The sequence below is a fragment of the Amycolatopsis aidingensis genome, from assembly GCF_018885265.1.
Lineage (GTDB): Bacteria > Actinomycetota > Actinomycetes > Mycobacteriales > Pseudonocardiaceae > Amycolatopsis > Amycolatopsis aidingensis.
Window position 1 is genome coordinate 5736522 of record NZ_CP076538.1, and the last position, 25957, is coordinate 5762478.

Here is a 25957-nt window from a genome sequence, read left to right on the forward strand (position 1 = left end):
GCTCGGCTCTGCGAAGCTGGTGGCGTGCGAGTACGGGCCGGGATAGCGCTGCTGACCGTCGGGACGACGGTGCTGGCTGGGTGCACCGACACCCCGCCGCGGGCCGCCGGGCCTGCGGTGACGAACACCACGCCCGCCCCGGCCACATCGGCCGCGCCCCCGGACGGTACGACAACGAAGGGGACCACCGCGCCACCCTCCGCCACGGGCTGGCGGGTGGGCGCCCGGCCGCTGCCGCTGCGCCCGGACGGCTACGGCGAGATGCGGCCCACCCCGCCCGAGCTGGTGGAGCGCAGCCTGCCCACCCGTGATCTGCTCCCGCCGCCCCGGGACGGCCGCTACGCCGCGACCGTCGACCCGGTGCCCGCGGAGGTGCTGCGGCGCAGCACCTGGCAGCCGGGCTGCCCGGTGGCGGCCGGTGACCTGCGCTACCTGACGATGTCCTTCTGGGGCTTCGACGGGCGGGCGCATACCGGGGAGATGCTGGTCAACGCCTCGGTGGCGGAGCAGGTGACCGGGATCTTCGGCCGGTTGTTCGCCGCGCGGTTCCCACTGGAGGAGATGCGGGTGACCAGGGCGGAGGAGCTGGACGCGGCGCCGACCGGGGACGGGAACAACACCACGGCCTTCGTCTGCCGCCCGATGCGCGGGAAGTCGAGCTGGTCGGCACACGCCAAGGGACTGGCCATCGACGTGAACCCGTTCTGCAACCCCTACCACTCCGGGGAGGTGGTGCTGCCGGAGCTGGCCTCCGCCTACCTGGACCGGTCCCGGGTCCGGCCGGGGATGTTGCTGCCCGGTGGGCCCGCGGTCGCGGCGTTCCGGGCCGCAGGCTGGACCTGGGGTGGTACCTGGACCGACCCGGTGGACACCATGCACTTCTCGGCGACGGGGCACTAACTATGGGCGGACTGCTGGTGGCCGGGACCACCTCCGACGCGGGCAAGTCGACCGTGACCGCGGGCCTGTGCCGGTGGCTGGCCCGGCAGGGGGTGCGGGTCGCGCCGTTCAAGTCGCAGAACATGTCGAACAACTCGATGGTCTGCGCGGACGGCGCCGAGATCGGGCGGGCGCAGTGGCTGCAGGCGGTGGCCGCGGGGGTGGAACCGGAGTCGGCGATGAACCCGGTGCTGCTGAAACCGGGCGGGGACCGGCGCAGCCATGTGGTGCTGCGCGGCCGCCCGTGGGGTGAGCTGGCTGCCGGTGAGTGGGCGAACGGCAGGCGGGCACTGGCCGAGGCGGCATACCAGGCGCTGGCGGAGCTGCGCGAGCGGTTCGACGTGGTGCTGTGCGAGGGCGCTGGCAGCCCGGCCGAGATCAACCTGCGCTCCGGGGACTACGTGAACATGGGCCTTGCCCGGCAGGCGGACCTGCCGGTGCTGCTGGTCGGCGATATCGACCGGGGTGGGATGCTGGCCGCGATGGCGGGCACGCTGGCCCTGCTGGACCAGGCCGACCAGCGGCTGTTGGCCGGCTTCGTGGTGAACAAGTTCCGCGGCGACCCGGAGCTGCTCCGGCCTGGGCTGTCCACACTGGAGGAACTGACCGGGCGGCCGGTGCTCGGGGTGCTGCCCTGGCTGCCCGATGCCTGGCTGGACTCCGAGGACTCGCTGGCGCTCGGTGGCTGGTCGGCGGACGCTTCGGGCAGCCTGCGGGTGGCCGCCGTCCGGCTGCCGAGGGTGTCCAACGCCACCGACCTCGACCCGCTGGCCGCCGAGCCCGGGGTGTCGGTGACGGTGACCGCGGACCCGGACCTGATCGCCGCGGCGGATCTCGCGGTGCTGCCCGGTACCCGGGCCACCGTGAGCGACCTGGCCTGGCTGCGCGAGCACGGGATCGACTACGCGATCCGCAAGCGGGCCGCCGAGGGCAGGCCGGTGCTCGGGATCTGCGGCGGCTACCAGATGCTCGCCGGCACCATCGCCGACGAGGTCGAGTCGGGCGCGGGCACCGTGCCCGGGCTGGGGCTGCTACCCACCGCGGTGCGGTTCACCCAGGAGAAGGTGCTCGGCAGGCCGTCCGGGCACTGGCGGGGGCAGGAGGTGACCGGCTACGAGATCCACCACGGCCGGGTGCGCCTTACCGGCGAAGCGGAACCCTTCCTGGACGGGTTCCGCAGCGGCGCAGTGTGGGCGACGATGTGGCACGGCGCGTTCGAGCGGGACGGCTTCCGGCGGGCCTGGCTGGCGGAGGTCGCCGCGCAGGCCGGGGTGTCCTGGGAGCCGGGCGACGCGCCGGGGTTCGCCGCGCTACGTGAGTCCATGGTGGACCGGTTGGCCGACGCGGTCGAGGAGCACCTCGACGGCGCCGCGCTGCTGGAGCTGATCGAGCGGGGCGCGGACCCCGAGCTGCCGTGGGTGCGGCTGAGCACCGGTTGAGCACCGGGAACAACGGGGATGCGCCCCGGGTTGCCGGGTAGGGACAGACGAGCTGACGAGGTAAGGAAAGCACCGTGCCGCACTACGACCTGGTGATCGTCGGTACCGGATCGGGGAACTCGATCCTCGACCCACGTTTCGCGGACTGGAAGGTCGCGATCGTCGAGAAGGGCGTGTTCGGCGGCACCTGCCTGAACGTCGGCTGCATCCCGACGAAGATGTTCGTGCACACCGCGGACATGGCGGCGGCACCGGCGGCGAGTGCCCGGCTCGGAGTGGACGCCGAGCTGCGGGGCGTGCGCTGGCGCGAGGTGCGGGACCGGATCTTCGGCCGGATCGACCCGATCGCCGAGGGCGGCCGGGAGTACCGCACGCGGCATGCGGACAACGCGAACGTCACGGTCTACCAGGGCGAGGGGCGGTTCACCGGGCCCAAGGAGATGGCCGTCTCCCTCGCCGACGGCACCGCCGTCGAGCCGGTGACCGCGGACCGGTTCGTGCTCGCCGCGGGCGGGCGGCCGACCCTGCCGGACGTGCCCGGCCTCGCCGAGGTCGGCTACCACACCTCGGACACCGTGATGCGCATCGACGAGCTGCCCGCCAGGGCGATCATCCTGGGCAGCGGGTTCGTCGCCGCGGAGTTCGCGCACGTGTTCGCCTCCTTCGGCGTCCAGGTCACCGTGGTGGCGCGCTCCGGGGCGCTGCTGCGGTCCGAGGACGAGGATGTCAGCTCCCGATTCACCGAGCTGGCCGCGAACCGGTTCGACGTGCGGCTGAATCGCGACACCCTGGCCGCCCGGCACACCGAGGGCGGCGGAATCGCGCTGGACCTGAACGCCCCGACCGGGCAGGAGACCGTCGAGGCCGACCTGCTGCTGGTGGCCACCGGGCGGCGCCCCAACTCCGACCTGCTCGATGTCGCCGCCACCGGGGTGTCCACCTCGGCGGACGGCCACGTGCTGGTGGACGAGTTCCAGGGCACCGGGATCGATGGCATCTACGCGCTGGGCGACATCTCCTCCCCGCAGGAGCTCAAGCACGTCGCCAACCACGAGGCCAGGGTGGTGCAGCACAACCTGCTGCACCCGGACGAGCGGGTCGCCGCGGACCACCGGTTCGTGCCGCATGCGGTGTTCAGCTCCCCGCAGATCGCCTCGGTCGGGCTGACCGAGCGGCAGGCCATCGCCCGCGGCGTCCGGTACGTCACCGCCACCCAGGACTACGCGGGCATCGCCTACGGCTGGGCGATGGAGGACACCAGCGGGTTCGCGAAGTTGCTCGCCGACCCGGTCACCGGGCAACTGATCGGCGCACACATCATCGGGCCGCAGGCGTCCACCGTGATCCAGCCGGTGATCCAGGCGATGAGTTTCGGCCTGGACGCCCGCAGCATGGCCCGCGGGCAGTACTGGATCCACCCCGCCATGCCCGAGCTGATCGAGAACGCCCTGCTCAACCTCCCCCTCGACCCGCCAACCGAAATGCCCTGAACGGCACTATCGGGACGTACAACGACGCGAACGGCACTTTTGGGACGTCTAACGTCTCGTACGCCACGTTCAGGGCCTCGTAGGCTGGCGGGGTGGCGGTCAGTTGCCGTCGGAGCCGGGGGCGGGAGGATCGTCGGCCAGCCGCTCACGGAGGTCGGCGATCTCCTCCCGCGCGGCGGCGAGCCGCTCCTCGAGACCGAGGATCCGGCCGGCGGCGGCCAGGGTGTGCCCCTCATCGAACAGCTCCCGTAGCCGCGCTACCGCCGCCAGCTGCCTGCGGGAATACCGCCGGTGCCCGCCATCGGACCGGGCCGGGCGCACCAGGTCGGCGCTGTCCAGACTGCGCAGGAAGGCCTGCTGCACACCGAGTACATCGGCGGCCTGCCCGGTGGAGAACGTCGGATAGTCCTCGTCATCGAGCTTGCCAAGGTCGGCCACGCCGGAACTCCTTACCCATAACGTCGAGCCGACATTAGCTACGTCGGCCACTTGACACAATCTACAGTCACGACTATAAGAAAAGTGGACGCAGTGAGATGTGACCTGGTGCGGACGAACGAGTTGGTACCGGAGTGACCGCGAATGCTGCGAAGGGCTAGTGACATCGAACGGGTGGACCGCACCCATGGTTCGCTCGCCGAACTGGTGTGCGCGGACCAGGAATGGCTGCACGCCGAGTTCGACGCCATCGTGGCCGCGAACTTCGGTGCGGCCGCACCGGACCGCGCCCAGCCACCGGCCGGACCGCGCCAGCTGGACCTACCGAGCCCACACGTGCCGGCCTCCCCGTTCCGGCCGGTATCCATGCTGCCCACCCCGACGACTCCGCCGGGCAGGCAGCACCGGCCACGGCAGCGGTCCCCTCCGTCGGCCGGTCGAACGTTTCGCTCGTCGAGTCCCAGGCAGCTGACGAAAGGCAGGTGATGTCGCCTTCCAGGCACCCACGCTCATGTCGTCCCGGACTGGGACATGGATCGTTGCTCGTTGAAGGTCAGCCCCGCCGCGATCGGTGCGGCGGGGCTCGTCATGGCTCAGGGACTCATCAGGACCCGGATAGGTAAAACCTGCACCGTCGGGAACAAGAAAACTAGTTTGAACGTTGTAGATATCGCCAGGTTCGGCTTCCACGTTCGGAAACCGTGAGTCCGGAGACAGCGAAGGAGGCAGCGGAGATGTTGATGCGCACCGATCCGTTCCGTGAGCTTGACCGGCTGAGCCAGCAGTTCTTCGGCACCACCGGCACCCGGGCCCGCCCCACCGTGATGCCGATGGACGCCTACCGCTCCGGCAACGAGTACGTCGTGAGCTTCGACATTCCGGGCGTGCGCCCGGAGTCCATCGACCTGGACGTCGAGCGCGATGTGCTGACCGTGCACGCCGAGCGCCCAGCGGACTTCGGTGAGGACACGGAGGTCCAGGCGGCCGAGCGCCCGCGGGGCGTGTTCAGCAGACAGCTGTTCCTCGGCGACACCCTGGACACCGAGAACATCGCCGCGACCTACGACGCCGGCGTGCTGACCGTGCGGATCCCGGTGGCCGAGCAGGCCAAGCCACGCAAGATCGCGGTCGGCGGCGGCTCCGACCGCAAGGAGATCAACCCCTGAGGAGCGGTTCATCCGAAACGAGTCCGGAGAAGGGAGGTGAGCAGGATGGACACTGGGCACGACGGCGCGCGACTGCGGGTCGCCCTGGACGAAGCGCGCAGGCTGGTCGACTACACCGGGCGCGAGGTCACCACGAGCGCACCGGGCCCCGTCGCGGCGCACGCGGTGGTCGAGGGTGTCCACCATCTCGCGAGCGCCCTGGCCGGACTGGTGAACGCGTTGATCGAGCGGGTCCCCGCGGCCGTCGCCGGAAGCGGCCGGGACGAGCACGCGGCCAACGAGGTGGTGGCCGACCTACGGGCGATGCACGGCTGCCTGACCACCGGGGTGCTGCTGCTCGAACCCACCCTCGACGATCTGCACGGTCTGGTCAGGCAGCGAGCGGACGGCGAACCCGATGGTGCGGCCACGGCCGTACCGGATGCCCCGTTCCCCGACTGACCAAGTCAGACGTAGCGGGGACGGCCGGCCAGCCAGCCGGCGACCAGCTGGACGGAGAGGGTGCCGAGCAGCATGGCGAACGGGGCGGTCCAGCCGCCGGTGAGGTCGTGCAGGAAGCCGAAGGCGAACGGTCCCGCGGCGCCGAGCAGGTAGCCGAAGCCCTGCGCCATCCCGGACAGCTGGGCGGTCTCGGCGCCGGTGCGGGCCCGCAGCGCGATGGTGGTGAGCGCCAGCGAGAACACGCTCATCCCGATCCCCAGCAGCACGGTCCACAGCAGCGGTGCCGCCCCCGGCGCCACCAGCAGCCCGATCAGCCCGGCCAGGCCGAACACACCGAGTCCCACGATCCAACCGCTCTGGCTGGCCTGCCGCGCGGCCAGCGGCGGGATGGTCACGCTGATCGGCACCGCGATCAGGGACACCAGGCCGAGCAGCAGCCCGGCCTCGTTGTGCCCGACCCCGGAGTCCATCAGCACCTCGGGCAGCCAGCCGAGCACCACATAGGCGAGGCAGGACTGCAGGCCGAAGAACAGGGTGACGGTCCAGGCGAGCGGGCTGCGCAACAGCGACCGGCGTGGGCCGCCGTCCCCGGCGAGCTTGCCGGTGCCGCTCACCCGCCCGCCGCGCGCGGCGAAGGCCCACACCGCCAGCGCGACCAGGGCCAGCACCGCCCAGCTGCCCAGCGCCTGCCGCCACCCACCGAGCAGCGTGTCCAGCGGCGGGGTGGCCGCCGACCCGAGCGCGCCACCCGCCTGCAGCGCGGCGGTGTAGATACCGGTCATCAGGCCGATCCGGGCCGGGAAGGAGTCCTTGACCACCACCGGCAGTAGCACGTTGGCCAGCGCGATCCCCGCGGTGGCCACCAGGGTGCCACCGAGCACCACCAGCTGCCCGTCCAGCACCCGCAGCACCAGGCCGAGGGCGAGCACCCCGAGTGCGAGCCCGATCGCCCGCGCCATCCCGATCCGCCGGGCCAGCCACGGTGCCGCCAGCCCGGCCCCGGCGAAGCACAGCCCTGGCAGCGTGGTCAGCACTCCGGCCCAGGTCGCCGAGGCGCCCAGCGCGGCCCGGCTCTCCCCGAGCAGCTGGCCGACACTGGTGATCGTGGGTCGCAGGTTCAGCGCGACCAGCACGACCGCGACCGCGAGCAGTGCGCCACCCGCCACCGTCACGGTGCGGTGGCCCGGCATCGGCTCGATGGCACCATCCAGTTCGGCCGCGAGTCCGGAGGTGGCGTGACCGTCCGCGAGATCGCCGGAGATGCGAGACTCAACCGCCATACCAGCTACTATGGCAGACATAGGATGATTGGATGAAGGGATGATCCGGTGGGGAGGGTGACACTGTGCCATTGGCCACGACCCGGCGTTCCGGCCTTGTCGACCAGGTGATCGGCCAGCTGCGCGAAGCGGTGGCGAACGGCGAGTGGCCGGTGGGGCAGCGGATACCGCCGGAGGCCGAGCTGGTGAGCACCCTCGGCGTGGGGCGGAACACGGTCCGCGAGGCGGTCCGGGCGCTCTCGCACAGCGGGCTGCTGGAGGTCCGCCAGGGCGACGGCACCTACGTCCGCGCCACCAGCGAGGTCTCCGGCGCGGTGCGCAGGCTGTGCGGTTCTGAGCTACGCGAGGTGCTGCAGGTACGCAGGACGCTCGAGGTGGAGGGTGCCCGGCTGGCGGCGACCGCGCGCACCGACGCTGAGCTGCGCACCCTCACCGACCTGCTGGACCGCAGGGACCGGGCGCGGCGGGAAAGCAGGGTGGACGAGTTCGTGCATGCCGACGCCGAGTTCCACCTCGCCGTGGTGCGGGCGGGGCACAACACCCTGCTGACCGAGCTCTACCGCGGGCTCACCGAGGTGATCACCGCCAGCGTGGCCACCACCTCCCAGACCGAGCAGCAGCGCGCGGACATCCAGCATCGCGGGCTGCTGGAGGCGATCGCCGCGGGCGATCCGCAGCGGGCGGCCACCGAGGCCGGCGGCTTCCTGGACGAACTGCTGGCCCAGCAGGAGACCCAGGAGACTACGGAAGGGTGAGGATCTCCGCGCCGGACTCGGTGACCAGCAGGGTGTGCTCGAACTGGGCGGTCCACTTCTTGTCCTTGGTGGTGACCGTCCAGTCGTCGTCCCAGATGTCGTAGTCGATGGTGCCCAGGGTGATCATCGGCTCGATGGTGAAGGTCATGCCCTGCTCGATCACCGTGGTCACCGACGGCTCCTCGTAGTGCAGCACGGTCGGCGCGGTGTGGAAGGCGGGGCCGACACCGTGCCCGGTGAAGTCGCGCACCACGCCGTAGCCGAACCGCTTGGCGTAGGACTCGATCACCCGGCCGATCACGTTCAGCTGGCGGCCGGGACGGACCGCCTTGATCGCGCGCATGGTGGCTTCCCTGGTGCGCTCGACCAGCAGCCGCGCCTCCTCGGAGACCTCCCCGGCCAGGAAGGTGGCGTTGGTGTCGCCATGCACCCCGCCGATGTAGGCGGTGACGTCGATATTGCAGATATCGCCGTCCTCGATCACCGTCGAGTCCGGGATCCCGTGGCAGATCACCTCGTTCAGCGAGGTGCAGCAGGACTTCGGAAAGCTGCGGTAACCCAGCGTGGAGGGGTAGGCACCGTGGTCCAGCAGGAACTCGTGCACCACCCGGTCGACATCGTCGGTGGTGTTGCCCGGTTTGACGGCCTTGCCGCCCTCCTCCAGCGCCTGCGCCGCGATCCGGCCCGCCACCCGCATCGCCTCGATCACCTCGGGCGTGCGCACGCCGTTGCCGGTGTCCCGCTTGGGCGCTGGCCGGTCGACGTACTCGGGGCGGGCGATACTGGCTGGCACGGGACGGCGCGGCGACTGCTCGCCGGGCTGCAACGGGGAACGCACGGGCATACCCACCAGCCTACGAGCTAAAAGAGCACCGTCGCGTACCGGCCTACCTGGCTGAACCCGATCCTGCGGTACGCGGCCAGTGCCGGGGCGTTGTAGGAGTTGACGTACAGGCTGGCGGTACGTCCCATCCCGCGGACCAGCCTGCTCACCACCGCGGCGGTGCCGAGGGTGCCGAGACCGTGCCCACGCCGGTCCGGATGCACCCACACGCCCTGGATCTGGCCCACGGTCGCGGACAGCGCGCCGATCTCGGCCTTGAACACGACCTCCCCGCCCTCGAACCGGGCGAAGGCGCGGCCGCCTGCGATCAGTTCGGCCACCCTCGCCCGGTAGCTCGCGCCGCCGTCGCCCGCCCGCGGGTCCACCCCGACCTCCTCGATGAACATCGCGATGGCGGCGGGCAGGTACCGGTCCAGCTCATCCGGGCGGACCGGCCGCACCAGCGGGTCGCCCTGCCGGGACGGCGAGCCGTCCAGTGCGAGCAGCGGCTGGTCCTGGCGCACCTCGCGGGCGGGTCCCCAGTCGTCGGCCAGCTCCTCCCACAGCCCGAGCACCTGCTCGGCCGGTCCCACCAGCGAGGAGCAGGTCCGCTGCCGGCGCAGGGCCCGGTCGGCGAAGGAACGCAACGCGGGCGCGTTGCCCCGCAGCGGGATCAGGTTCGGACCGGAGAAGCAGAGGCTCTGGATGCGGCCCGACCTGCTGGGACGGCTGTCGGCGGCCCACACCTCGCCACCGAGGCGCCAGGGGTCGAGTCCGGCGGCCTCCACCCGCGCGGACACCATGCAGCTGCCGACGGGATCAACGGCAAGCGCGGCACGGACCGCCGGATAGTCCCGATCATCGAGCAGCCGCGCACCTGCAAGCCGCAACACGGTCTCTAGCGTGCCAGATAAACGGCGTAACGGAAAACACAGTCCGTGAGGGTTGAGTAAGACACCGTGGACACGCTGGGTTCCCGCGGCGTCAGGCGCCCCGGTATGTGTCGAATGTCCAGATGTTGCCCTCCGGGTCGGCGATGGCGGTGAGGCGGGAGCCGTGCCCGCTGTCGCCGGGCGGCTGCGACACCGTCGCGCCCGCCGCCACGGCCCGCTCGTGTACCGCGTCCGGGTTGTCGGTGACCACGCACAGGTACTGTTCGCCCGGCGCGGGGCCGGTGGCGCATTCGCTGGCCGAGCTGTACATCACGCCGCCGCCCTCCGGCCACCTCAGCTCGCCGTGCACGACGGACACGCCGTCGTCACCGCGGACGGTCAGGGTCTCGGTGAGGCCGAACACCTCGGTGAGGAAGCGCCGCGCGGCTTCGGCGTCGGTGAAGCGAAGGCAGGGCCAGATTCCTGGGTTGTTCATACCGCCGAGTCTGCGGCGGCGGTGCCCGCGGTTTCTTGGTCGAATGAGAGCTCAGGCAGCTCCTCGGCGATCCAGGTGCCAGGGGAGCAGCCCGCCAGCGCACGCCACTCGTTGGTCAGGTGCGCCTGGTCGTAGAACCCTGAGGTGATCGCCAGCTCGGCGAGGTCGAGCCTGCCGTGCCGACGCAGCAGCTCACCGGCCCGCTCGAACCGCAGCACCCTGGCCGCCTGCTTCGGAGAAAGGCCCAGCTCGCGCCGGAACCGCTCGCCGAAATGCCTGCGGCTCCAGCCGACCTCCGCGGCCAGTTCGGCCACCCGGAGCAGGCCGCGTTCGGCGCACAGCCGCCGCCACGCCCAGTCGACCTCCGGTGCCGGGGCGCCGGACTCGGTCAGTTCGGCACGCAGCACCTCGTCCAGGACGGCGAACCGGCGTGGCCAGCTCGGCTCGGCGGCGAGCCGTTCCGGCAGGACGGCGAGCCGGGCGGAGCCAAGGTCGGCGAGGTCCACCACGTACCCGCTCAGCTCGGCCGCGGGCAGGCCGAGCAGCGCTCGGGTGCCCAGCGGGTTCAGCTCGAGGTGGATCCCGTGTCGCAGGCCATCCTGCGCGATCAGCGCCGGTGCGGCGTGCAGCCCACCCGCCGGGGCACGCATGCTGGCCGGGGGCTGGTCCGGCCGCGGCATCGCGATCAGCCGGATCGGCTGGTCCAGGCTGATGACCAGGGTGACATGCCGGGACGGCAGGCCCCGGTGCACCGGCAGCCCGGCGGCGTGCTGCCGGTACCCGATATAGCGGGTGACCAGCCGCCGCAGCGACGGATGCGGCGGCCGGACGGCGAACTCCGGCTCGGCCATGCTGTCAGGAAACCACGACCTCCGGGGAACCGCTCGCACTCTCGCCGGTCTCCTCGGCGATGCGCAGCGCCTCCTCGATCAGGGTCTCCACGATCTGGTGCTCGGGCACGGTCTTGATCACCTCGCCCTTGACGAAGATCTGGCCCTTGCCGTTGCCGGAGGCGACCCCGAGGTCGGCCTCGCGCGCCTCCCCCGGTCCGTTCACCACACAGCCCATCACCGCGACCCGCAGCGGGACCTCCATCCCTTCCAGGCCCGCGGTGACCTCGTCGGCCAGTTTGTACACATCGACCTGCGCGCGCCCACAGGAAGGGCAGGACACGATCTCCAGCTTGCGCGGGCGCAGGTTCAGCGACTGCAGGATCTGCGCGCCGACCTTGACCTCCTCCACCGGAGGCGCGGAAAGGGAGACCCGGATGGTGTCCCCGATCCCCTGGCGCAGCAGCGCGCCGAAGGCGACCGCGGACTTGATGGTGCCCTGGAAGGCCGGGCCTGCCTCGGTCACGCCGAGATGCAGCGGGTAGTCGCACTGCTCGGCGAGGATCTCGTAGGCCCGCACCATGACCACCGGGTCGTTGTGCTTGACCGAGATCTTCAGGTCGTGGAAGTCGTGCTCGGCGAACAGGCTCGCCTCCCACAGCGCCGACTCGGCCAGCGCCTCCGGGGTGGCCTTGCCGTGCTTCTCCATCAGCCGCTTGTCGAGGGAGCCTGCGTTCACCCCGATCCGGATCGGGGTGCCGTGGTCCCTTGCCGCCTGCGCGATCTCCTTGACCTGGTCGTCGAACTTGCGGATGTTGCCGGGGTTCACCCGCACCGCGGCACACCCGGCCTCGATGGCGGCGAACACGTACTTGGGCTGGAAGTGGATGTCGGCGACCACCGGGATCTGCGACTTCCTGGCGATCGCGGGCAGCGCCTCCGCGTCGTCGGCACTGGGGCAGGCCACCCGGACGATGTCACAGCCCGCGGCGGTCAGCTCGGCGATCTGCTGCAGGGTGGCGTTGACGTCGGCGGTCTCGGTGGTGGTCATGGACTGGACCGACACCGGGTGATCGCTGCCGACCCCCACGGGGCCGACCATCAGCTGGCGTGTCTTGCGGCGCTCGGCGAGCACCGGAGGGGGCATGGCTGGCAAGCCGAGTGCGACGGTCATCGAGTCCTCTGCAACCGATACGGCGAATGGCGTCAACCCAAACGATACCGCCGTCACGCCTGGTGAGTGCGGCAGACGCCACGCAGGCCCCTGCCCGCACGCACCGGCGCTGACCTGCGGAAAAGCCTACTGCGTGATGCGGATCGGGTTGACGATGTCGGCGGTGACGGTGAGCAGGACCACGGCCCCGCCGATGAACACCAGCACCATGGTCACCGCGGACAGCTTCGTGTAGTCCACCGGGCCGCCCGCGGCCTTGCCGCGCAGCCTGCGCAGCCAGTCGCGGACCTTCTCGTACCAGGTCACCGCGATATGCCCGCCGTCGAGCGGCAGCAGGGGCAGCAGGTTGAACACGCCGATGAAGAAGTTCAGGCTGGCCAGCAGCAGCAGGAACAGGGTCCACAGCCCGTGCTCGACGGCCTCACCGCCGATCCGGCTGGCACCGACCACGCTCATCGGGGTGTTCGGGTCCCGCTCCTCGCCGAAGATCGACTCGACCACGGCGGGAATCCGCTCAGGGAACTCCAGCAGCCGTTGCCAGGTCTGCACGAACATCTCGCCGGTGAAGCTGGCCGCCCCGCCGATCGCGGCGACCGGGCCGTAGTCGAACGTCCGGGGGAAGGTCACCCCGATCGAGCCGGTCTCCACGATCTGCCGCGGCCCGGAGGGATCCTGCGGATCGACAACGGGCCGTTCCACCTTGGCCACGTCCACCGTCAGCTGAACGATCTCGCCGTCCCGGCGCACCTCCATCGGGGTCGGGCCGGAGCGGGGCTGGATCTCGTCCACCACATCGCTGTAGGTCGGGGTGGACTCGCCAGCGACCGAGACGATCACGTCACCCGGCTGGATACCCGCGTTCCGGGCCGGGGCGGGCGCGCCGGGGGTGCAGTCGGGGTTGCGGTACTGCTCGTCGGTGCGGGCGTCCTGCACGCAGCTGGACACCGAGGCGATCTCCGGGGTGCCCATCAGGTTCGGCAGGCCCATGGTGGCCGCCATCAGGTACAGCACGATGAAGCCGAGGATGAAGTGGGTGATCGAGCCCGCGGCGAGCACGACGGTGCGCTTCCAGACCTTGAACCGCCACATCGCCTTCGGCGCCTCGGTCGGGGTCACCTCGTCCAGCGCCGTCATGCCCGCGATATCGCAGAATCCGCCGAGCGGGATCCACTTCAGGCCGTACTCGGTCTCCCCGCGGCGGAAGGAGAACGCGGTGGGCCCGAACCCGATGAAGTAGCGCCGGACCTTCATCCCGAACGCCTTCGCGGTCACCATGTGCCCAGCCTCGTGCAGCGCGACGGACACGCAGATGCCCAGCGCGAACAGCGCGACTCCAAGAATGTAGGCGAGCACGCCCTACTTCCCCTCGGTGTTGATCGAAACGGCGCGGGCGCGGGCCCACTGTTCCGCGGCCAGTACGTCCTCGACGTCACGCGGCTCGCGACGCCACTCGTCGGCGGCTTCCACCACCTTCGTCACAGTGTCCATGATGGAGGTGAAACCCCTGTTCTGCTCCAGGAACGCGCCGACCAGCTCCTCGTTGGCCGCGTTGAACACGGCCGGAAGGCAACCACCCACGGTACCGGCATGGCGGGCCAGCTCCACCGCGGGGAACGCCTGCTCGTCCAGCGGCTCGAAGGTCCAGGTCGCCGGGGTGTCCCAGGCACAGGCAGGGGCGGCCCCGGGCACCCGGTCCGGCCAGCGCAGCGCCAGCGCGATCGGCAGCCGCATATCCGGGGGACTGGCCTGGGCCAGGGTGGAGCCGTCGGTGAAGGTCACCATGGAGTGCACGATCGACTGCGGGTGCACCACCACGTCGATCCGGTCGCACGGGAGGTCGAACAGCAGGCTCGCCTCGATCAGCTCCAGCCCCTTGTTGGCGAGGGTGGCCGAGTTGATGGTGACCAGCGGGCCCATCGACCAGGTGGGATGCGCCAGCGCCTCGGCCACCGTGACCTGCGCCATCTCCGCCCTGCTGCGCCCGCGGAAGGGGCCGCCGGAGGCGGTGAGCACCAGCCGGTCCACCTCCTCGGCCCGGCCGCCGCGCAGCGCCTGCGCCAGCGCGGAGTGCTCGGAGTCCACCGGCACCAGCTGGCCGGGCTTCGCCGCGGCCAGCACCAGCGGCCCGCCCGCGATCAGCGACTCCTTGTTGGCCAGCGCCAGCATGGCGCCGGACTCCAGCGCCCGCAGGGTGGGCGCCAGGCCGCGCGAGCCGGGCATACCGTTGAGCACCACGTCCACCGGCGCCGCGTCGATCAGCTCGGTGACCGCGTCGGCGCCCGCGAAGATGCGCGGCAGCCGGAACTCGCCCTTGGCGTAGCCGCGGCGCTGGGCCTCGGCGTACAGCGCGAGCTGTAGGTCCTCCACCACCGTCGGCTTGGTGACCGCCACCGCGTCGACCGAATGGGTCAGCGCCTGCTGCGCGAGCAGCGCGGGGTCGGCGCCCCCGGCGGCCAGCCCGGCGATCCGGAACAGGCCGGGGTTACGCGCGGCCACGTCCAGCGCCTGAGTGCCGATCGAACCGGTGGAGCCCAGCAGCAACACGCTTCGTTTGCCATCCATCACGGTCATTGTCGCGGAGCCCACGCCCGGCCTGTCGCGGTGCCACCCTTCCGATGTGAAATCATCCCCTTGTCAGACGCGAGTGCCCTGAACGTGGCGTTCGAGACGTCAGACGTCGCGAACGTGGCGTTTGGGACGTTGAACGTCCGGAAAGTGGCGTTCAGGGCATGTGGCGGTCGGTGACCTGAGTGGCCGTGAGGAGTGATCGTGGCAGGTAAGGCGGTCGAGCGACGCTACGCCGTTGACCCGCGGGAGGAACCGTCCGTGGACTGGGGCTGGCACGGCAGGTTCCCGAAGACCACCAGGGCATTCGGCTGGTTCATCGTCTTCGGCCTGCTCGTCATGCTGATCGGCAACCACGAGAACAACACCGAGAACGTCTGGCTGATCGGCCTCGCCCTCGGGGTGCTCGGCCTGCTGCTGCTGGACCTGCGCAAGCAGCGCACTGCCTGGCGTAAGTAGCAGGGGGTGCCGCCCGGCTCGCGGAGGCACCCCGAACGGGCTCAGCGCATCTTCTCGGGAATCGTGTCGAGGGTGCACAGCACCTGCACCGCGAGTTCACGGCACTGCTCGTCCGAATGGGCCGTGTGTTCTTTCAGCACGTCCTGCACGAGCTTGACCCGCTGGTCGTAGCGGGAGACGAAAACGGGATTCGAGGTCATAGCATTTCCTTGCCTTTCGAAGGGGCGGAACCGCCACCGGGCACTGATGGGCCGGTCGTGCGGGGTCTGGGTGTGGCAATGCCCGGATGGGTGACCTGCTGTCCGGTCACCGCCCGGACCGGGACGACGGGCGCAGGGCACCGAGCAGCTCGTCGGCACCCGTCCTGCCGGCGATGACCGCTTCGGCCACGTCCCGTAGCTTCAGGTTGTGATTGCGGGCGTAGCCACGGAGCGCGGCGAAGGCGCCTTCCATGTCCACGCCCAGGCGTTCGGCGAGCAGGCCCTTGGTCTGCTCGATGAGTACCCGGCTGTTCAACGCGCCCTGCAACTGCTCGGTCAGCACCTCCTGGTGCCGGATCGACCGTTCCTGCAACAGGCCGATGGTGGCCACGTGGACCAGCGCCTGCGCGGTCCGCAGGTTGTTGTCTGTCAGCTCGCCCGGTCGCGCCCTGAAGAGATTGAGCGCGCCGATGACCTCGCTGCGCAAGCGCATCGGAAGGGCGTCGACCGCGGCGAACCCCGCGTCGCCTGCCGCAGTGGCGAACCGCGGCCAGCGGCCACTCGCGCGGGTCAGTGCCGGATCGCTGACCCTGGTCCCGGTCGCGAAGGCGTCCAGACAGGGACCATCGTCGTTCTGCAGCTGGAACAACTCCAGCAGCCGAGCCTGCTCGTTCGAGCTCGCGATCAGCTGCAGCTTGCCATGCTGATCGGCCAGTAGCAGCCCGGCGGCGTCGACCGCGAGCAGCTCCACACACCGGTCCACCAGCAGATGGAGGAAGTCGATCACATCGAAGTCGTCGATCAAGGTATCCGCCAGCTCGACGAACGTGTCGATGAGCCGATCATCGGTCATCCCCGTCACCTCCATGTATTGCCCAGAGTAGCGTCATCGCGCCCGATGAACGTGGTCCGTTCACGCCAGTCACCGCTCGAACCGGAACCGGCGAGCGACCACATCGGCGGCCAGGTCCGCCAGCAGCCGCCGGTCGGCGAACGCGCGCGCCCGCAGCCGGGCGAATGCGTCCGCCAGCTCGACCTCCAGCTGGGCCGCGACCATTCCGGTCGCCTGGTGTAGTTGCGGGTTGTGCAGTGGCAGGTCGCCGTCCCCCGCTGGAGTCGCCGCCTGCCCGTCGAGCAGGAGTCGCATGGCCAGCTCCGTGAACGCCAGCGAGTCCGCCAGCGCCGCCTGCCCGAGTTCCCCTGCCTGCACCCGATGCAGCGCGAGCACTCCCACGCCGATCGAACCGACGCACATCGGCAACGCGAACAGGGCACCGGCCCCCGCCTCGGCCGCCAGTGGCGCGAACAACGGCCAGCGGGCCTGGGCGGCCGGAGCATGCAGGTCCGCGATCAGGACCGGGCGGCCGTCCCGGTGCGCGTCCAGGCACGGCCCCTCGCCTACGGTGACCTCCAGTTCCGCCAGCCGGGCCGCGAGCACGCCGGTGCGTTCCGCGGTCTCCGGCCACCCGGCAGGGTTGTGTACCGTCACCGCGGCACCACTCATCCCCAGCCGCGCGACGATCGTTTCGCAGACCAGCCGCAGCGAAACCGGTGCCGCCAAGCTGGCGGCCCGCTCGCTCACCCAGCCCGATACCTGTTGGAGCCGGTCGCCGCCGAAGCCAGCCATCGCATTCGCCCTGTCTCTCCGGTCGTGTGCCCCGTCGGCGCCCGGTTCTCATCGCGCTCCGGCGCGCAACGGCGCACCGACCGCGTGCAGGTGGCGCAGCACGTACCCATAAGAACGCACGATCCCGCACTGGCTGTAGTCGATGCCCCGCGCGCGACAGAAGTCGCGCACGATCGGCTGGGCACGGCGCAGGCTGGGCATCGGCATGCTGGGGAAGAGGTGGTGTTCGATCTGGTAGTTCAACCCACCCAGCAGGATGTCCACCCAGCGGCCACCGCGCACGTTGCGGGAGGTGAGCACCTGCTTGCGGAGGAAGTCCAGCGAGTGGCCCTCGGCCAGGGTCGGCATACCCTTGTGGTTCGGGGCGAACGAGCACCCCATGTAGACGCCCCACAAACCCTGGTGCACCAGGATGAAGACGATGGCCGTCAACGGCGAGAGCACGAGGAACACTGCGGCCAGATAACCACCGACATGCGCGATCAACAGGGCTTTCTCCAGCCCGCGTGACCTCACCTCGCCCCGCCAGACGGCCTTGATGCTGGACCAGTGCAGGTTCAGGCCCTCCAGCAGCAACAACGGGAAGAACAGGAACGCCTGGTGCTTCGCAATCCACCGCAGGAAACCGCCCTTGGCGCTAGCCTGGTCCGTCGTGAACGCCAGCGCGGGCACCTCCAGGTCGGGGTCGTCGTCCTCGTGATTGGGATTGGCGTGATGACGGTTGTGCTTGCCGACCCACCAGCCGTAGCTGAGTCCGACCAGCCCCGCGTGCGCGAACCCGACCGCGTCGTTGCCGCGGCGCCGGTGGAAGATCTGCTTGTGACCGGCGTCGTGCCCGATGAACGACAGCTGGGTGTACACCACGGCAAGAAAGACCGCGGTGAGCATCTGCCACCACGAGTCACCGAGGTAGCCGAACACCACCCAGGCGGCCACGAACGCGCCGATCGTGCCGATGATCCGTATCGTGTAGTAGCCGTACCGCCTGCGCAGCAAGCCCCGCTGTTTGATCGTGCGGGACAGTTCCGCGAAGTCGCTCCCCCGCTGCCGGGCCGCTGTGACTCCGGCCGGAGCGCTGGCCGACATCATTCGAACCTCCGTTGTCGCAGTGCCTGACACCGGGGTCTCGAGTGCTGCCACATCGCGATGACCGCGATCTACTTCCAGTGTACGCGGCACCAGCGCGGTCACCGGGTACGACGGCTCCTTGAGCGCGGCGCGGCGGAGAACGCGGCGGCACCGGACCGGTGGCCCGGCACCTCGCCAGCCGGGGCACCGCGGCCGCCCGAGGACCGCCCGCTCGCCCGCCCGGTCCCGGCAGGGACTCGTTTCTTACCGCCCCCACCTGACCGAACGGGCCGGGGCTGCTTCGCCGGTGGCGGGGTGGCGGTGCGCTCGCCGGGCGCGAGCTCGGTCAGCAGGGGATGTGCGGCGTCGAGCTTCGTCGTCGTCGCCGTGATCCCGGCCTTCCTGGTGAGCTCACGCACGTCGGCGAGCTGGTCGTCGGTCATCAGGGTGACCACCGTGCCGTGCGCGCCAGCCCGTGCCGTCCGGCCAGACCGGTGCAGGTACGCCTTGTGCTCGACCGGAGGGTCGGCATGCACGACCAGCCGGACGTCGTCCACATGGACCCCTCGTGCGGCGATATCGGTGGCCACCAGCACCGTGGCGGTACCGGCCGCGAACGCACCGAGGTTGCGGGTACGCGCGGTCTGGCCGAGGTTCCCGTGCAGCTCGACGGCGGAGACACCGGACGCGACGAGTTTACGGGTCAGCGCCTTAGCCCGGTGCTTGGTCCTGGTGAACACCAGGGTGCGCTCGGGTGCCGAGGCGAGCTCGGCCAGCACCGGAAACCGCTGGTCGGGTTGTACGTGCAGCACGTGGTGCCGCATCGCGGTGACCGGGGACCGAGCGGAGTCGACGCTGTGCGTGACCGGGTCGGTCAGGAAACGGCGCACCAGCACGTCCACCCCGGCGTCCAGGGTCGCCGAGAACAGCAGCCGCTGGCCTCCCTTGCGGGTTTGCTCCAGCAGCCGCCGGACGGCGGGGAGGAAGCCGAGATCGGCCATGTGGTCGGCCTCGTCCAGCACGGTCAGCTCGACGGCGTCGAGGTGCACATGACCGGACGCGAGATGGTCGGCGAGCCTGCCGGGACAGGCCACCACGATATCGACCCCCGCGCGCAGTCCTGCGATCTGCGGGGCCGGGCTCACCCCGCCGAACACGGTCAGGGTGCGCAGCGCGAGCGCTTCGGCCAGCGGGGCCATCGCCGCTTCGATCTGGCTGGCGAGCTCACGGGTGGGGGCGAGGATCAGCGCGCGCGGACGCCGCGGCTGTCGCCGGGTGGTGCTCGCGGCGAGCCGGGCCAGTACCGGCAGCACGAAAGCGTAGGTCTTGCCGGACCCGGTGCGTCCCCGGCCGAGCACGTCCCGGCCCGCCAGTGAGGACGGGAGCGTCGCCGCCTGGATCGGGAAGGGTTTCTCGATGCCCTGGTCCGCGAGCGCGGCGACGAGCGCTGGGGGCACGCCGAGTTCGGCGAAGGATGCGTGGGTACGGGATGAGGATGCGTGCTGGGGGCGGTCGGCCGCCATGAAGTCTCCGAGGGATAGCAGGGTCGTCCTGCCGGGCGTCGATCCAGCCGCGGACCGCGGCACATGGGTGGCCGACCCGAGACGCGACCCGAGGCAGAACTGGGCGGGTCGCGCTGTTGATCCTACCCGATCGGCTCGTTCCCGGTGAGCCGTCCACCGACGGTCCGGTCAGTTGTCGCGGAACGCGGGCGGCAGCTGGGCATTGGGGGCCGCCGAGTCCAGATCGGCGGGCCGGAGCCGGAAGAGCTGCAACATGAGGCCGAAGTACTTGTCCGTCTCGCCCACCCAGTGCATGCCGTTGCGGCGAACGGTGGCCGCGGCGCGGGTGTTGCCGGGCCGCACCACGGCGAACAGCTCGTCGACGTCCTGCCGGAACGCCCAGGCGGCCAGGGCATGAGTGGCCTCGGTGGCGTATCCGCAGCCCCAGGTGTCGGGGTGCAGTTGCCAGCCGATCTCGAGATCCTCGTTGCCCGGCGGGAGCGGCAACAGGATCGAACCGCCGATGACCCGCCCGTCCGATCGCCGTTGCATGGCCCAGCGGCCGGCGGGCGGAGCCATCCTGGCGGTTTCGGCGATCCACTGCTGTAGCAGCAACCGCATGGCCGAGCGATCGGGAACCTGGTCCATGTCGGGGCTGAGCCAGCGCGCCACCGCGACGTGCCCGAAGATGGCCAGCGCGGCAGGTGCGTCCTCGACCCGCCAGCCCCGCAGGATCAATCGCTCGGTGGTCAGCGGCGGGCGCAGTACCGGTGTACCCGCACCGGTCGTGTTCGCGGGCCGGAGCAGAGGTTTCGATCGCATGTCAGACTCGACCCCCGTCCATCTCCCAGCGCTGAGTCGCCGCGTCCACGGCTTCCGCCGCGCCGAGGCGGGGAGCGAGAAGTTCCTCGATACTCGTGACGTCGGCCTGGCGCGCTGCCGCCGTCAACGCCCGGTGGGCGGCGACGGCCGTCGCGTCTGGGGATACCACGAGCAAGGTCAGGCGTTGCCGGTCCGATCCGATCACCGTCACGGTGTCCGGGTGCTGCGAACGGAACCCGTCCAGCCGGATGGCGTGCCCTTCGATCAGGACCCGGCGCGCGGCCTGCTGCCAGGCCGTCAGGTTGTAGGTCACTCGTTCGATCCGGCCCGGCCGGACCGCCAGCACCGCGAGCAAGGCGGGCAGTTCGGCGGCCAGGTCGCGGGATCGGGGCCACCACGCACCGTCGACGTACCCCGTGGTGGGCGCCTCCGGCTTCAGGCGCAGCCGCGGCGCGGGCCGGGACGGGCCGATGACCTCAGTAGGTGGGGTGACCAGTGGTGTGGCGATAAGTGTGTGCGGGCCCGACATCATGTCGGTGCTCCTGTCTCCGGCCGGATCGGCCGGGCTCTGCTCGCCGGGGACGACGCGACTTCGTCCGCCACGCACGAGATGCCCTCGACAACCTCAAGTCTACGCTTCACGCCGCGAGGAGGTGCAGCGTGAGCGAACCGGCGGCCAGCAGCAGGAACACACCCGGGTACCCCAGGTGCCGGTACCAGCGGGCGCGGGCCACGGTGAGCATCGCGCCGAGGAAGTACAGCACGAGCCCGGCTGCGGCCGCGATGCCCAGCGCAGGCACGGCGAAGCCAGCGAGCAATCCGAGCGCGCCCGCCGCCTTCAGCACGCCCAGCGGGTTGATCCAGGATCTCGGCAGCCCGTAGGCGTCCATATTGCCGAGAATCCACTCCGCGCGGAGGAAGTCGGCGAGGGCCGCGGCGAGGTTGGCCGCGGCGGTCAGCAAGGTCACGACCAGGTATGCGGTGAACACGACTCAACCCTGACCTGGCGCCGGCTTGGCGTCCAATACCAGCTTCTATAACCTCTTGGCATGGATGTGGACACCCGGTTGGTCCGCTACTTCGCCACGGTCGCCGAGGAGGGCAGCCTTACCAGGGCCGCGCAGCGCCTGTTCGTCTCCCAGCCCGCACTGACCAAGCAGATCCGGCGCCTGGAGACGCAGTTGGGTGTCCGCCTTTTCGCCCGGTCCCGCTCCGGGATGTCGCTCACCGCGGCCGGGCTGGCACTGGCGGAGCGGGCACCCGCGCTGCTGGTCACCTGCGACGAAGCGCTCCGGGAAACCAAGAGCGCGGCGAGCGGGGCGGCAAGGGTGCTGCGGATCGGGTTCCTCGCCAGCGCCGCCAACGAGGCGACCCAGGCGATCATCACGGCCTTCGGTGGGATCCGGCCGGGATGGCGGGTGGAGATGCGGCAGGCCGCCTGGTCCGATCCCTCCGCGGGACTGTCCGATGGCGAGGTCGATGCCGCGTTGCTGCGGCTGCCGTTCCCCGGCCAGGACGCCCTGCGGGTGGAGGTGCTGCTCACCGAGCCGCGGTGGGTCGCGCTGCCTGCGGGCCACCCGCTGGCAGCGCGGGAGGAGATCGCGTTCCGCGAACTGTGGGACGAACCGTTCGTGGCCGCCCCGGCCGAGACCGGCGCCTGGCGGGACTACTGGCTGGCCACCGAGGAGCGGGCAGGCCACCCGCCCCGGATCGGGGCGACCACCGACCAGCCCGACGCCTGGCTGCAGGCCATTGCCAACGGCTACGGCGTGGCGCTGGCCCCGGCGTCCGCGGCGCGGTTCTACTCCCGGCCCGGCGTCTGCTACCGGCCCGTCACCGGGGTCGGTCCCAGCCGGGTCGGGATCGCCTGGCCACCCGCGGCCGACACCAACCCCGTGGTCCAGGACTTCGTCCGCTGCTGCCGGGAGCAGGTGCGCTCAGGCTGAGACGCCCGGCACCACCCGGTTCCGCCCGGCATGTTTCGCCTCGTACAGGGCGCCGTCGGCGACCCGGATCAAGGCGTCCAGCGTGGCGCCTCCGGCGGGGCTGGCGGCAGTGCCCACCGAGACGGAGAGCCCGGTGATGGTCCTGGGCCGTTCCTCGGTTCCGGCCTCCACCGCCAGCTGACTGACGGCGTGCCGGATGCGCTCGGCGACGATGGCGATACCGGCAGGCTCGATGTCCGGGAGCGCGACCACGAACTCCTCGCCCCCGTACCGGCCGACCGCGTCGTTGTGGTCGCGCACGCTACGGGTGATCGTGGTGGCGATCGCCTTCAGGACGGCGTCGCCTGCCGGGTGACCGTGGGTGTCGTTGACCTGCTTGAAGTGATCGAGGTCGATCATCAGCAGGCCAAGGCCGGTGCGTGCGCGTTCGGTACGCGCCAGCGCGGCCTCCGCCCGGGTGCGCCAGCCAGCGGGATTGAGCACGCCGGTCTTCCCGTCCCTGGTGGCCGCGGCCTCGAGCTGGCTGACCAGCAGCACGACCCGGTGCAGCAGCAACACCACTGGCACAGCGAGCACGACCAGTCCCGGCAGGGTCGTCAGCGCGACCCCGTTGAACACGCCGACGCACAGGGTGGCGAGGTCGAGGCCGTTGTCCGCCCAGCCGCCGAAGAGCTGGCGCGGAGTGCGTCCGATGTCGTTCCGTGCGGGCAGGATCAGTACCGCGTTGACCACGAACTGCACCACCAGCGCCGCGAGCACGGCACCGGCGCCCCACCAGCCTGCGGAAATGGCCGTCGCCATGTCCTCGACCCCGGTGGCCAGCAGGACGGCGGATGCCGCGTAGCAGGACAGGATGACGCAGCAGGCGTTGTTGGTGGTCCGGAACGGCGGTACCCGGTGCAGCCGGTACCAGCTGCGCAGCCCCAGGTGCAGATAGAGGACCGCGACCAGGGCCGCGACCAAGGTCGGCGGCACCACCAGCACGGCGGCGAAGGTCCAGGCCGAGCTCATCGTGATGTACGGGCTGCCGGAAAGCCGCCGCCGAACCCGCTCCACCTGGCGGCCCAGTTCCGCCTGCAGCACACCCAGCCCGGCCAGAATCACCAGCGGGGCGAGATCTTCCTGGGCCGGCGGCCGAATCCGCGCGAACACCGCGGTGAGCAACACCACGGCGGCGACACAAGCCAGGCTGTAGCCGACGACGCGCGGATGTTGCTGCCACAGCTTCCATGTCGCGGGAAACGGCACCCGATTCACGATCAACCCGCCCACATCGCGGTATTCCAGACGCCGGGTGCCAAGGACCCGCACCCGTTTTCCGTCACCCTAGCCGGGCACCGGATTCCACGGTTCGGGAATCCGGCACTCCGCCGTGTTTGCCGTCCACTCGCACGTGTTTGCCCGCTGCGCGCACGCGTTTGCCGTACACATCCGCGCGTTGGCCGCCCGCGCACGCGGTTTGCCGAACGGGCCCGAAAATTGAGGCCGGAACCGATATCGGCGCGACAGATCCGCGTGGGAGACCAGCTGCGTCCAGCCAGGTCCGCATCAGCTCGGCGTCGAATCCGCCGCCGATGTGCTACGATTGCTACGCACCGAGGAGGTGGACCGATGAGCCGCACAATCCCGCACCGGGAACTCCGGAACAACAGCAGTGCCGTACTGCGCGAGGTTCAGGCCGGGGAGCGCATCGACATCAGCAACCACGGCGAGATCGTGGCCGTTTTGGTGCCGCCGAACCCGCAGCACCGCGATTCCCTGCGCGTCCGAAAGGCCAGGGTGGCGGGCGGACTCTCAGACCTGCCGCGCGCCCGCATCGACCAGCCGTCGCAGGAGGCACTGGACGATCTCCGGGGCGATCGGTGAGGTGCTACGTCGAGACCTCGGCTGCGGTGAAGTTACTGGTCGAGGAGCCGGAGTCGGCGGCACTCGCCAGTTATCTGGACGGGCAGGTCGACGACGGCGTCGAGTTGATCTCCAGCGTGTTACTGGAGACCGAGCTTCGGCGCTTCGCCGTGCGCCACGACCTGCCCCAGTCCGCCGTCTCCGAACTCCTCGGCCACTTCGCCATCGCCGATGTGGACCGGGCGATCTTCTTCGAGGCCGGCATCCTCCCCGGCCCCCAGCTGCGCAGCCTGGACGCCCTGCACATCGCCGTCGCCGTCCGCACCGAATCCGACTCGATCATCGCCTACGACGCCCGCCAAACCGAAGCCGCCCGCGCCGTCGGCCTCCGCGTCACCGCACCGGTCTGACCACGCTCATCATGCCGTCAGCTGTTCGGCGTTCGGTACTGGCCGAACACCGAACAGTGGCCGGGCTCAGGATTCGGCGGCGAGCTGGCCGCAGGCGGCGGCGATCTCCTGGCCGCGGGTGTCGCGCACCGTGCAGGCCACGCCCCCGGCGTTCACCCTGCGCACGAACTCTCGCTCCACCGGCTTCGGGGAGGCGTCCCACTTGCTGCCCGGGGTGGGGTTCAGCGGGATCACGTTCACGTGCACCAGGTGCCCTAGGTGCTCCCGCAGCCGCTGCGCCAGCAGGTCGGCCCGCCACGGGTGGTCGTTCATGTCCCGGATCAGGGCGTACTCGATGGACACCCGCCTGCCGCTGGTGTCCGCGTAGTACCGCGCCGCGGACAGCACCTCGTTCACCGGCCACCGGTTGTTCACCGGCACCAGCTCGTCCCGCAACTCGTCGTCCGGGGTGTGCAGGGACACCGCCAGCCGCACCTGCATCCGCTCGTCGGCCAGCTTCCGGATCGCGGGTGCCAGGCCCACCGTGGACACGGTCACCGAACGCTGCGAGATCCCCAGCCCCGCCGGCGCCGGGTCGGTGATCCGGCGGACCGCAGCCACCACCCGCTTGTAGTTGGCCAGCGGCTCGCCCATGCCCATGAACACGATGTTGGACAGCCTGCCCGGCGCGGGGCCGCCGTCCGGGCCGGGCATCAGGCCGTCCCGCATCACGGCAGCGGCCGAGCGCACCTGGTCGACGATCTCGGCGGTGGACAGGTTGCGGTCCAGCCCGCCCTGACCGGTGGCGCAGAAGGGGCAGGCCATCCCGCAGCCTGCCTGGCTGGAGATGCACAAGGTGGCCCGGTCCGGGTAGCGCATCAGCACACTCTCCAGCAACGTGCCGTCGTGCGCCCGCCACAGCGTCTTGCGGGTGGCGCCGTCATCGCAGGCCAGCGCGCGGACCTCGGTCAGCAGGGTGGGCATCAGCTCCCCCACCAGCCGCTGCCTGGACGCCGCCGGGATGTCGGTCATCACCTCGGGGTCCACGGTCAGCCGGGAGAAGTAGTGATGCGACAACTGCTTGGCGCGGAAGGCTTTCTCCCCCAGTTCGGTCACCGCCTCGGCCCGCTCGGCCGCGGTGAGGTCGGCGAGGTGCCGTGGCGGCAGGCCACGGCGGGGCGCGTCGAAAACCAGGGGAAGGGCAGTCATAGCCCCTCGATTCTCCCACGTGGCCACGGCGCGCCGACGGTCGCTTGCCATAAGACTGTTTCCGATATATCGTGACCGTGTCGAGATACAATACGAAAGGATCGACATGAATCCACACCGAAGGATGCGTCCGCCCTTCGCGGACGAGTACGGGCAGCCGGACTTCGAAGCCCGAGGCCGGG

General features: G+C 70.7%; 30 protein-coding genes. 11 read left to right on the top strand and 19 right to left on the bottom strand.

The window, feature by feature from the left end:
• Positions 1–24: 24 nt before the first annotated feature.
• From KOI47_RS26070 to KOI47_RS26080, 3 genes are all read left to right on the top strand, one after another.
• Positions 25–900 carry a M15 family metallopeptidase gene (locus tag KOI47_RS26070; protein ID WP_232376262.1) on the top strand — a complete coding sequence of 292 codons (876 nt, stop codon included), beginning with the start codon at positions 25–27 and terminating at the stop codon, positions 898–900.
• A gap of 2 nt (positions 901–902) precedes the next feature.
• Positions 903–2378 carry a cobyric acid synthase gene (locus KOI47_RS26075; RefSeq protein ID WP_216208690.1) on the top strand — a complete coding sequence of 492 codons (1476 nt, stop codon included), beginning with the start codon at positions 903–905 and terminating at the stop codon, positions 2376–2378.
• A gap of 74 nt (positions 2379–2452) precedes the next feature.
• Positions 2453–3868, top strand: coding sequence for a mycothione reductase (locus KOI47_RS26080; protein ID WP_216208692.1), 1416 nt, complete (start codon positions 2453–2455; stop codon positions 3866–3868).
• A gap of 99 nt (positions 3869–3967) precedes the next feature.
• Here the strand turns inward: KOI47_RS26080 and KOI47_RS35900 are convergent, their stop codons facing one another.
• A complete protein-coding gene (locus KOI47_RS35900; protein ID WP_232376263.1) occupies positions 3968–4306 on the bottom strand; it encodes a MerR family transcriptional regulator in 339 nt (112 codons plus the stop codon).
• Positions 4307–4480: 174 nt separating this feature from the next.
• Here KOI47_RS35900 and KOI47_RS26090 point away from each other — a divergent pair, with 174 nt between their 5' ends.
• From KOI47_RS26090 to KOI47_RS26100, 3 genes are all read left to right on the top strand, one after another.
• On the top strand, positions 4481–4792 hold the full coding sequence (locus KOI47_RS26090; protein WP_216208698.1) for a hypothetical protein: 312 nt from the start codon (positions 4481–4483) through the stop codon (positions 4790–4792).
• Positions 4793–5040: 248 nt separating this feature from the next.
• Entirely contained in the window at positions 5041–5472 is a 432-nt protein-coding gene (locus KOI47_RS26095) for an Hsp20/alpha crystallin family protein (RefSeq protein WP_216208701.1), read from the top strand.
• 45 nt (positions 5473–5517) lie between these two features.
• Entirely contained in the window at positions 5518–5913 is a 396-nt protein-coding gene (locus tag KOI47_RS26100) for a hypothetical protein (protein WP_216208703.1), read from the top strand.
• 5 nt (positions 5914–5918) lie between these two features.
• Here the strand turns inward: KOI47_RS26100 and KOI47_RS26105 are convergent, their stop codons facing one another.
• On the bottom strand, positions 5919–7103 hold the full coding sequence (locus KOI47_RS26105) for a CynX/NimT family MFS transporter (RefSeq protein WP_232376920.1): 1185 nt from the start codon (positions 7101–7103) through the stop codon (positions 5919–5921).
• Positions 7104–7258: 155 nt separating this feature from the next.
• On the opposite strand from KOI47_RS26105, the gene KOI47_RS26110 reads away from it, so the two are divergent.
• Positions 7259–7948: a FadR/GntR family transcriptional regulator gene (locus tag KOI47_RS26110; RefSeq protein WP_216208710.1), complete on the top strand. Its 690-nt coding sequence runs from the start codon at positions 7259–7261 to the stop codon at positions 7946–7948.
• Here KOI47_RS26110 and map read toward each other — a convergent pair.
• From map to dxr, 7 genes are all read right to left on the bottom strand, one after another.
• Entirely contained in the window at positions 7935–8792 is an 858-nt protein-coding gene (gene map, locus KOI47_RS26115; RefSeq protein WP_216208713.1) for a type I methionyl aminopeptidase, read from the bottom strand. The genes KOI47_RS26110 and map overlap by 14 nt on opposite strands.
• A gap of 17 nt (positions 8793–8809) precedes the next feature.
• Positions 8810–9664 (bottom strand): GNAT family N-acetyltransferase, encoded by an 855-nt coding sequence (locus KOI47_RS26120; RefSeq protein ID WP_216208716.1) that lies wholly within the window; start codon positions 9662–9664, stop codon positions 8810–8812.
• A 91-nt stretch (positions 9665–9755) separates the two neighbouring features.
• Positions 9756–10139, bottom strand: a complete 384-nt coding sequence (locus KOI47_RS26125; protein ID WP_216208719.1) for a VOC family protein — start codon at positions 10137–10139, stop codon at positions 9756–9758.
• On the bottom strand, positions 10136–10990 hold the full coding sequence (locus tag KOI47_RS26130; RefSeq protein ID WP_216208721.1) for an AraC family transcriptional regulator: 855 nt from the start codon (positions 10988–10990) through the stop codon (positions 10136–10138). The genes KOI47_RS26125 and KOI47_RS26130 overlap by 4 nt, the downstream gene beginning before the upstream one ends.
• 4 nt (positions 10991–10994) lie before the next feature.
• A complete protein-coding gene (ispG, locus tag KOI47_RS26135; RefSeq protein ID WP_216208724.1) occupies positions 10995–12143 on the bottom strand; it encodes a flavodoxin-dependent (E)-4-hydroxy-3-methylbut-2-enyl-diphosphate synthase in 1149 nt (382 codons plus the stop codon).
• Between the two features lie 126 nt (positions 12144–12269).
• Complete coding sequence (locus KOI47_RS26140) at positions 12270–13496, bottom strand: M50 family metallopeptidase (protein WP_216208728.1); 1227 nt, start codon at positions 13494–13496, stop codon at positions 12270–12272.
• A 3-nt stretch (positions 13497–13499) separates the two neighbouring features.
• Entirely contained in the window at positions 13500–14705 is a 1206-nt protein-coding gene (gene dxr / locus KOI47_RS26145) for a 1-deoxy-D-xylulose-5-phosphate reductoisomerase (protein ID WP_216208731.1), read from the bottom strand.
• A gap of 207 nt (positions 14706–14912) precedes the next feature.
• On the opposite strand from dxr, the gene KOI47_RS26150 reads away from it, so the two are divergent.
• Positions 14913–15167: a DUF2631 domain-containing protein gene (locus KOI47_RS26150; RefSeq protein WP_216208733.1), complete on the top strand. Its 255-nt coding sequence runs from the start codon at positions 14913–14915 to the stop codon at positions 15165–15167.
• Between the two features lie 41 nt (positions 15168–15208).
• On the opposite strand, the gene KOI47_RS26155 is transcribed toward KOI47_RS26150, so the two are convergent.
• From KOI47_RS26155 to KOI47_RS26190, 8 genes are all read right to left on the bottom strand, one after another.
• Positions 15209–15367, bottom strand: coding sequence for a DUF6307 family protein (locus KOI47_RS26155; protein WP_216208736.1), 159 nt, complete (start codon positions 15365–15367; stop codon positions 15209–15211).
• 106 nt (positions 15368–15473) lie between these two features.
• Positions 15474–16220: a GAF and ANTAR domain-containing protein gene (locus tag KOI47_RS26160; protein ID WP_216208737.1), complete on the bottom strand. Its 747-nt coding sequence runs from the start codon at positions 16218–16220 to the stop codon at positions 15474–15476.
• Between the two features lie 69 nt (positions 16221–16289).
• Complete coding sequence (locus KOI47_RS26165) at positions 16290–16994, bottom strand: GAF domain-containing protein (RefSeq protein WP_216208740.1); 705 nt, start codon at positions 16992–16994, stop codon at positions 16290–16292.
• 48 nt (positions 16995–17042) lie between these two features.
• A complete protein-coding gene (locus KOI47_RS26170; RefSeq protein ID WP_408629848.1) occupies positions 17043–18083 on the bottom strand; it encodes a fatty acid desaturase family protein in 1041 nt (346 codons plus the stop codon).
• A 98-nt stretch (positions 18084–18181) separates the two neighbouring features.
• A complete protein-coding gene (locus KOI47_RS26175) occupies positions 18182–19585 on the bottom strand; it encodes a DEAD/DEAH box helicase (RefSeq protein ID WP_216208742.1) in 1404 nt (467 codons plus the stop codon).
• A gap of 168 nt (positions 19586–19753) precedes the next feature.
• The gene (locus KOI47_RS26180) at positions 19754–20386 is read right to left on the bottom strand and encodes a GNAT family N-acetyltransferase (protein ID WP_216208744.1); all 633 of its coding nucleotides are present in this window, start codon (positions 20384–20386) and stop codon (positions 19754–19756) included.
• 1 nt (position 20387) lies between these two features.
• Complete coding sequence (locus tag KOI47_RS26185) at positions 20388–20918, bottom strand: DUF5994 family protein (protein ID WP_216208747.1); 531 nt, start codon at positions 20916–20918, stop codon at positions 20388–20390.
• Between the two features lie 106 nt (positions 20919–21024).
• A complete protein-coding gene (locus tag KOI47_RS26190) occupies positions 21025–21375 on the bottom strand; it encodes a DoxX family protein (RefSeq protein WP_216208750.1) in 351 nt (116 codons plus the stop codon).
• Between the two features lie 60 nt (positions 21376–21435).
• Here KOI47_RS26190 and KOI47_RS26195 point away from each other — a divergent pair, with 60 nt between their 5' ends.
• Positions 21436–22332, top strand: a complete 897-nt coding sequence (locus tag KOI47_RS26195; protein WP_216208753.1) for a LysR family transcriptional regulator — start codon at positions 21436–21438, stop codon at positions 22330–22332.
• On the opposite strand, the gene KOI47_RS26200 is transcribed toward KOI47_RS26195, so the two are convergent.
• Positions 22324–23580: a GGDEF domain-containing protein gene (locus tag KOI47_RS26200; protein ID WP_216208755.1), complete on the bottom strand. Its 1257-nt coding sequence runs from the start codon at positions 23578–23580 to the stop codon at positions 22324–22326. The genes KOI47_RS26195 and KOI47_RS26200 overlap by 9 nt on opposite strands.
• Before the next feature lie 363 nt (positions 23581–23943).
• Here KOI47_RS26200 and KOI47_RS26205 point away from each other — a divergent pair, with 363 nt between their 5' ends.
• Positions 23944–24198: a type II toxin-antitoxin system Phd/YefM family antitoxin gene (locus KOI47_RS26205; RefSeq protein ID WP_216208758.1), complete on the top strand. Its 255-nt coding sequence runs from the start codon at positions 23944–23946 to the stop codon at positions 24196–24198.
• Positions 24195–24587: a type II toxin-antitoxin system VapC family toxin gene (locus tag KOI47_RS26210; protein ID WP_216208760.1), complete on the top strand. Its 393-nt coding sequence runs from the start codon at positions 24195–24197 to the stop codon at positions 24585–24587. Before KOI47_RS26205 ends, KOI47_RS26210 begins: the two co-directional genes overlap by 4 nt.
• Before the next feature lie 66 nt (positions 24588–24653).
• On the opposite strand, the gene rlmN is transcribed toward KOI47_RS26210, so the two are convergent.
• A complete protein-coding gene (gene rlmN / locus KOI47_RS26215; protein ID WP_216208763.1) occupies positions 24654–25775 on the bottom strand; it encodes a 23S rRNA (adenine(2503)-C(2))-methyltransferase RlmN in 1122 nt (373 codons plus the stop codon).
• Positions 25776–25957: the final 182 nt, after the last annotated feature.

What these genes read in the sequence shown, in the direction of transcription:
- KOI47_RS26075 (WP_216208690.1), top strand. Translation starts at nt 903, where the DNA reads ATGGGCGGACTGCTGGTGGCCGGGACCACCTCCGACGCGGGCAAGTCG.
- KOI47_RS26095 (WP_216208701.1), top strand. Translation starts at nt 5,041, where the DNA reads ATGTTGATGCGCACCGATCCGTTCCGTGAGCTTGACCGGCTGAGCCAG.
- KOI47_RS26100 (WP_216208703.1), top strand. Translation starts at nt 5,518, where the DNA reads ATGGACACTGGGCACGACGGCGCGCGACTGCGGGTCGCCCTGGACGAA.
- KOI47_RS26105 (WP_232376920.1), bottom strand. Translation starts at nt 7,103, where the DNA reads ATGCCGGGCCACCGCACCGTGACGGTGGCGGGTGGCGCACTGCTCGCG.
- map (WP_216208713.1), bottom strand. Translation starts at nt 8,792, where the DNA reads ATGCCCGTGCGTTCCCCGTTGCAGCCCGGCGAGCAGTCGCCGCGCCGT.
- KOI47_RS26125 (WP_216208719.1), bottom strand. Translation starts at nt 10,139, where the DNA reads ATGAACAACCCAGGAATCTGGCCCTGCCTTCGCTTCACCGACGCCGAA.
- KOI47_RS26130 (WP_216208721.1), bottom strand. Translation starts at nt 10,990, where the DNA reads ATGGCCGAGCCGGAGTTCGCCGTCCGGCCGCCGCATCCGTCGCTGCGG.
- ispG (WP_216208724.1), bottom strand. Translation starts at nt 12,143, where the DNA reads ATGACCGTCGCACTCGGCTTGCCAGCCATGCCCCCTCCGGTGCTCGCC.
- dxr (WP_216208731.1), bottom strand. Translation starts at nt 14,705, where the DNA reads ATGGATGGCAAACGAAGCGTGTTGCTGCTGGGCTCCACCGGTTCGATC.
- KOI47_RS26155 (WP_216208736.1), bottom strand. Translation starts at nt 15,367, where the DNA reads ATGACCTCGAATCCCGTTTTCGTCTCCCGCTACGACCAGCGGGTCAAG.
- KOI47_RS26160 (WP_216208737.1), bottom strand. Translation starts at nt 16,220, where the DNA reads ATGACCGATGATCGGCTCATCGACACGTTCGTCGAGCTGGCGGATACC.
- KOI47_RS26165 (WP_216208740.1), bottom strand. Translation starts at nt 16,994, where the DNA reads ATGGCTGGCTTCGGCGGCGACCGGCTCCAACAGGTATCGGGCTGGGTG.
- KOI47_RS26170 (WP_408629848.1), bottom strand. Translation starts at nt 18,083, where the DNA reads ATGATGTCGGCCAGCGCTCCGGCCGGAGTCACAGCGGCCCGGCAGCGG.
- KOI47_RS26175 (WP_216208742.1), bottom strand. Translation starts at nt 19,585, where the DNA reads ATGGCGGCCGACCGCCCCCAGCACGCATCCTCATCCCGTACCCACGCA.
- KOI47_RS26180 (WP_216208744.1), bottom strand. Translation starts at nt 20,386, where the DNA reads ATGCGATCGAAACCTCTGCTCCGGCCCGCGAACACGACCGGTGCGGGT.
- KOI47_RS26185 (WP_216208747.1), bottom strand. Translation starts at nt 20,918, where the DNA reads ATGATGTCGGGCCCGCACACACTTATCGCCACACCACTGGTCACCCCA.
- KOI47_RS26195 (WP_216208753.1), top strand. Translation starts at nt 21,436, where the DNA reads ATGGATGTGGACACCCGGTTGGTCCGCTACTTCGCCACGGTCGCCGAG.
- KOI47_RS26205 (WP_216208758.1), top strand. Translation starts at nt 23,944, where the DNA reads ATGAGCCGCACAATCCCGCACCGGGAACTCCGGAACAACAGCAGTGCC.
- rlmN (WP_216208763.1), bottom strand. Translation starts at nt 25,775, where the DNA reads ATGACTGCCCTTCCCCTGGTTTTCGACGCGCCCCGCCGTGGCCTGCCG.